1 protein-coding gene is annotated in these 927 nt (G+C 33.2%); it reads left to right on the forward strand.

Annotated features, from left to right (window positions below):
• Positions 1-423 precede the first annotated feature (423 nt).
• Positions 424-927 (forward strand): helix-turn-helix transcriptional regulator (locus tag MMY95_RS15610; RefSeq protein ID WP_241277823.1); only part of this gene is annotated, 504 nt, incomplete at its 3' end.

Genomic DNA, 927 nt, shown 5'->3' on the forward strand with positions numbered 1-927 from the left:
GGTAAACCCTGATTAATGTATTTTTTTAAAGTATTACGTGATTTAACATTGAGATACTTACATGCTTGGCCTAAATTCATGTACTTCATTTTTCACCACTCCTTATTATTTTGTGCCTATTGAGAAACATATCTAAGTCGTTACGCTCGACCCTCCGGTTCTTTCCAACTAGTATTACTGGGAGCCCTTGATCCAAATAATTTCTTTTAAAGGTGTTATAGCTAGAAATTTTCAAATACTGCATAGCATCTTTTATGGTCATAACATTTTGCACATTAATCACTTCTTTCAGCTTTTTTGTTCAATTAATTGAACAGTTACCATTGTATTACACCATTGTTCTAATTTCAATCTTTTTATATCAATTATTGATTTTTTGTTCAAATAACTATACAATTTCAATTGAAAGAGAGGCCATTAACCATGCTCAGAAATAACCTATCTGTATTACTGACTGAACGACAACTAAGAATAAGCAAAGTCTCGAATGATACTGGTATCTCGCGAACTACTCTTACATCGCTGTCTTCTAATAGTTCGAAGATGGTCCAAATGGAAACCGTAAATAAGCTTTGCCAGGCATTGGATATCGTACCCACTGATTTTTTTGAATATGTTCCTTTCGACTTTGATTACACATTTATTGAAGGAGATCTCATTCCCGATTCTGACTATGCTAATGGGAAGCCAGAAACACATGAGGCATCATTGTTCATTAATGTAAGTGAAAATAATAATCGTATTGATTCAATTGAGTTACAAGGCTATACAGAATTTTTAGGGCACTACGACGAAGATAGCATCTTAATTGGTACCAGTCTTCTCCCTTCTGATGCTGGTCAATTGAAAAAATTGAATACTTATTTAAACAAGATGTCTGTTTCCTTTGTTTCAGATATAAAAAAAGACATTGAAGAGGTTGTAGAA

Origin of the sequence: Lactiplantibacillus sp. ME-2, from assembly GCF_022549155.1 — a bacterium.
In the GTDB taxonomy this organism is placed as follows: Bacteria; Bacillota; Bacilli; order Lactobacillales; family Lactobacillaceae; genus Lactiplantibacillus; species Lactiplantibacillus plantarum.